Source organism: Xanthomonas sp. SHU 166 (assembly GCF_000364685.1).
Lineage (GTDB): Bacteria > Pseudomonadota > Gammaproteobacteria > Xanthomonadales > Xanthomonadaceae > Xanthomonas_A > Xanthomonas_A sontii.
The window spans coordinates 1-4,353 of record NZ_AQOJ01000075.1 but is presented as its reverse complement, the minus strand read 5'-3'; the positions used below and the strand labels follow the sequence as shown (position 1 = coordinate 4,353).

The 4,353-nt window shown below is 69.5% G+C and carries 3 protein-coding genes; 1 reads left to right on the top strand and 2 read right to left on the bottom strand.

What is annotated here, in order from left to right:
• Positions 1–166: 166 nt before the first annotated feature.
• Positions 167–829: a hemolysin III family protein gene (locus tag D180_RS03245; protein ID WP_153751676.1), complete on the bottom strand. Its 663-nt coding sequence runs from the start codon at positions 827–829 to the stop codon at positions 167–169.
• A 118-nt stretch (positions 830–947) separates the two neighbouring features.
• Complete coding sequence (locus D180_RS03240) at positions 948–1,421, bottom strand: hypothetical protein (protein WP_017911660.1); 474 nt, start codon at positions 1,419–1,421, stop codon at positions 948–950.
• 339 nt (positions 1,422–1,760) lie between these two features.
• On the opposite strand from D180_RS03240, the gene D180_RS03235 reads away from it, so the two are divergent.
• Complete coding sequence (locus D180_RS03235; RefSeq protein WP_017911659.1) at positions 1,761–4,274, top strand: DEAD/DEAH box helicase; 2,514 nt, start codon at positions 1,761–1,763, stop codon at positions 4,272–4,274.
• Positions 4,275–4,353 lie beyond the last annotated feature (79 nt).

Below are 4,353 nucleotides of genomic sequence, written 5' to 3'. Positions count from 1 at the left end.
GGCGGGCGCGGCCTGTTGTGCCTGCACATTCGCGCACGTCGCCAGCAAGGCGATTGCCAGCATCGTGCGCAGGCGCCGGCCGTTCGGATCCGCTGTGTGCATGCTGTCCATGACGCCCGAGCTTACGGACGCGGCACGGCCATCTCTAGCGCATCGGCGCCACCGTTCACGTCGCCGACAGCGGGCGCAGGCACAGCCAGATCGCGCACCAGTGCGCCAGTGCGCCGCCCAGCACGTGCGCATGCCAGATCGCACGGTTGTAGAGCATCGACTTGCGCACGTAGAACGCCACGCCCACCGTGTAGATCGCCCCGCCGGCAGCGATCAGCCACAGCACCGGCGTGTCCAGCCCGGCCACGATCGGCTTGACCGCCGCCATGCCCGCCCAGCCCAGCAGCAGGTAGATCGCCACCCAGAAGCCCTTGGCGATGCCGGGCAGGAACAGCTTGGCGAACACCCCGAACAGCGCCACGCCCCACACCGCCAGTGTCATCGACCAGACCCAGGCGCCGGACAGCGCCAGCACGAAGAACGGCGTGTAGGAGCCGGCGATCATCACGAAGATGCCGGCGTGGTCGAGCTTGCGCAGCACCGGCTGGCGCTGCGGCGGGGCGAAGTTGTACGCCGCCGAGCAGGCGAACATGGTCAGCAGCCCCAGCGCGTAGATGCTGGTGGCCACGATCAGCGCGTCGTTGGCATGGGCGCGCCAGACCAGCAGCGCGCCGCCGACCACGGCCAGCAGCAGGCCGGCGGCATGCACGAGCAGATCGGCGCGGCGCGCGGCGGCGGTGCGGTAGTGCGGGGCTGGCGAGGAAGTCGATGCGGACAAGGCGATCTTCGGCACTCCGGGAAGCGGTGCCTTGGTGCTGGGGGACGCACAGGATACGCGCGTAGCGGCTGATCCCTGCTTCGCCACGCGCAGCATCCTGCCAAGACCGCGCTGGCGATTACTTACCGAGCGGATAGCGCGTGTCCAGATCGTCGAGTGCGCGCTTGTTTCCTGCCGGCGAAGGATGGCTATCGGCACCTTCGCGCTCCAGTGCCTGCTCCCATTGCCGCACTTGATCCTTCAGCTTACGCGCATAGGTCTTGAGTTGGGACGGGGTGACGCCGCCCTGCTCCTGCCAAAAGGCGGCTTCGACCGACGTGCGGAACGTGCCATCCGCGTACACCCACAGAGCGCGACCGATGGTGCTGTCGTCGCCACTACGTTTGCCCAACGCCTGCGCGTCTGCGTCGACGCGGATAGTGCCGTGGATTTCGAACGCCAGCCGATGCGCATCGGCAAATGTCACCTTCAGATGCGCATGCAGGTTGCCGGAAGACGGCAGCGCCTTGGTGACATCCTTGATGTAGACGTTGGCGTCGACCGACGCCTTGTTGCTGAAGCCGTTATCCTGCAGAAATTCGGCGGTGACCATGGCATTCGCTCCTGAGTGTGTGAACGGGGTCCGTCATTGCACGACGGGTAGCGAAAGCCTCGCGCCACGCGCGGAACACGGCCATCGGCACAAGCCTGATCTGCGTAGTACGCGCTGCCGAGGGCGTGTCATCGGCGCAGACGGCCGCTGTGTCGGTACAGACGCGCAGGGCCGGCACGCATCGCCAATAGGCTGCCGCATGCAGTGCGAACAGCGATGCGTTCCGCATGCAATCGCCCCGCCTGAATCCGCTCAGCCTGCCCGTCTCGCCTCGGCGCGCCCGGTCTCATACCCTGAGACGCGATTTCGCTTCCCTGTTCCGCTTTGAGAGCCGTGCCGATGCCCGCCCACGCCCTAGCCCCGCGCACCGAGGACGCCGAGCGCGCCCTGTCCACCACCGACGGGATGCCCTCGCGCGATGGCGCCCTGCTCAGCGCGCGGCTGGAGCGCCGCTACCACGACCGCATCACCGGCAGCTTCACCATCCCCGGCCAGGCCGGCCGCTACGCGCCGATCCCGGACGACGTGCCGTCGGCGCTGGCCGCGGCGTTGCGCGAACGCGGCATCGCGCAGCTGTACAGCCACCAGGCCGAGGCCTGGGACGCGGCGCAGCGCGGCGAGCACGTGGCCATCGTCACCCCCACCGCCTCGGGCAAGTCGCTGTGCTACACGCTGCCGGTGGTGGCCGCGGCGATGACCGTGCAGGCCAAGGCGCTGTACCTGTTCCCGACCAAGGCGCTGGCGCAGGACCAGGTGGCCGAGCTGCTGGACCTCAACCGTGCCGGCGACCTGGGGGTGAAGGCCTTCACCTTCGACGGCGACACCCCCGGCGATGCGCGCCAGGCGATCCGCCTGCACGGCGACATCGTGGTCAGCAACCCGGACATGCTGCACCAGGCGATCCTGCCGCATCACACCAAGTGGGCGCAGTTCTTCGAGAACCTGCGCTACGTGGTGATCGACGAGATCCACACCTACCGCGGCGTGTTCGGCAGCCACGTCGCCAACGTGCTGCGCCGGCTCAAGCGCATCTGCGCGTTCTACGGCGTCACGCCGCAGTTCATCCTGTGCTCGGCCACCATCGGCAACCCGCGCGCGCATGCCGAGGCGCTGATCGAGCAGCGCGTGCACGCCATCACCGATTCCGGCGCGCCCAGCGGCGACAAGCACGTGCTGCTGTGGAACCCGCCGGTGGTCAACGCCGACCTGGGCCTGCGCGCCTCGGCGCGCTCGCAGAGCAACCGCATCGCGCGCATCGCGATCAAGTCCGGGCTCAAGACCCTGGTGTTCGCGCAGACGCGGTTGATGGTGGAGGTGCTGACCAAGTACCTGAAGGACATCTTCGACCACGACCCGCGCAAGCCGCCGCGCATCCGCGCCTACCGCGGCGGCTACCTGCCCAGCGAGCGCCGCGAGGCCGAGCGGGCGATGCGCGCCGGCAGCATCGACGGCATCGTCTCCACCTCGGCGCTGGAACTGGGCGTGGACATCGGCGCGCTGGACGTGGTGGTGCTCAACGGCTACCCCGGCAGCGTCGCCGCCACCTGGCAGCGCTTCGGCCGCGCCGGGCGCCGCCAGCAACCGGCGCTGGGCGTGCTGGTGGCCAGTTCGCAGCCGCTGGACCAGTACGTGGTGCGGCACCCGGACTTCTTCGCCGATGCCTCGCCGGAACACGCCCGTATCGCCCCGGACCAGCCGCTGATCCTGTTCGACCACATCCGCTGCGCCGCGTTCGAGCTGACCTTCGTCGCCGGCGAGGCGTTCGGCCCGGTGGACCCGGCGGTGTTCCTGGAAGCGCTGGCCGAGAGCGAGGTGGTGCACCAGGAAGGCGACCGCTGGGAGTGGATCGCCGACAGCTACCCGGCCAACGCGGTCAGTCTGCGCTCGGTGGCCGACGGCAACTTCGTGGTGGTGGACAAGACCGACGGCAAGCAGCAGATCATCGCCGAGGTGGACTATTCGGCCGCCGCGCTGACCCTGTACGAAGGCGCCATCCACATGGTGCAGAGCACGCCCTACCAGGTGGAGAAGCTGGACTGGGAAGGCCGCAAGGCCTACGTCACCCGCACCCACGTGGACTACTACACCGACAGCATCGACTTCACCAAGCTCAAGGTGCTGGACCGCTTCGACGGCGGCGCGGCCGGGCGCGGCGACGCGCACCACGGCGAGGTGCACGTGGTGCGGCGCGTGGCCGGCTACAAGAAGATCCGCTACTACACCCACGAGAACATCGGCTACGGCCCGGTCAACCTGCCCGACCAGGAACTGCACACCACCGCGGTGTGGTGGCAGTTGCCGCAGGCGACCCTGCTCAAGGCGTTCGGCAGCAAGCAGGACGCGCTGGATGGTTTCCTGGGCGCGGCCTATGCGCTGCACGTGGTGGCCACGGTGGCGGTGATGGCCGACGCACGCGATCTGCAGCAGGCGGTGGGCGACGGCGACGGCGCCTGGTTCGCGGTGGCCGACGCCAAGGGCCGCGGCCAGTTGCGCGGTAGCGACAGCGGCGAGCCGGCCAGCGTCGAGCTGCAGCAGTTCGTGCCCACCGTGTACCTGTACGACAACTTCCCGGGCGGCGTCGGCCTCAGCGAGCCGTTGTGGCGGCGCCAGGCCGAACTGGTGCAGCGCGCGCGCGAACTGGTGCAGGGCTGCGACTGCGTGGCCGGCTGCCCGGCCTGCGTCGGCCCGGTGCTGGCCGCGCAGGAGGAAAGCGCGACCACGCCGCGGGCGCTGGCGTTGCGCGTGCTGCGTTTGTTGCTCGACGGCGAGGACGACACGGCGCTGGACGCGCACGGCGCAACCACGATCGCCATTGATGCCGATGCCGATGCGCTGCCGGAGTGGAGCGCATGAGCATCAGCCTGGAGCGCCTGCGCGCGCTGCGCCGGCAGGCCGGCGACGCCAGCGCCGAGCGCGCGCCTGCGTCCTCCGG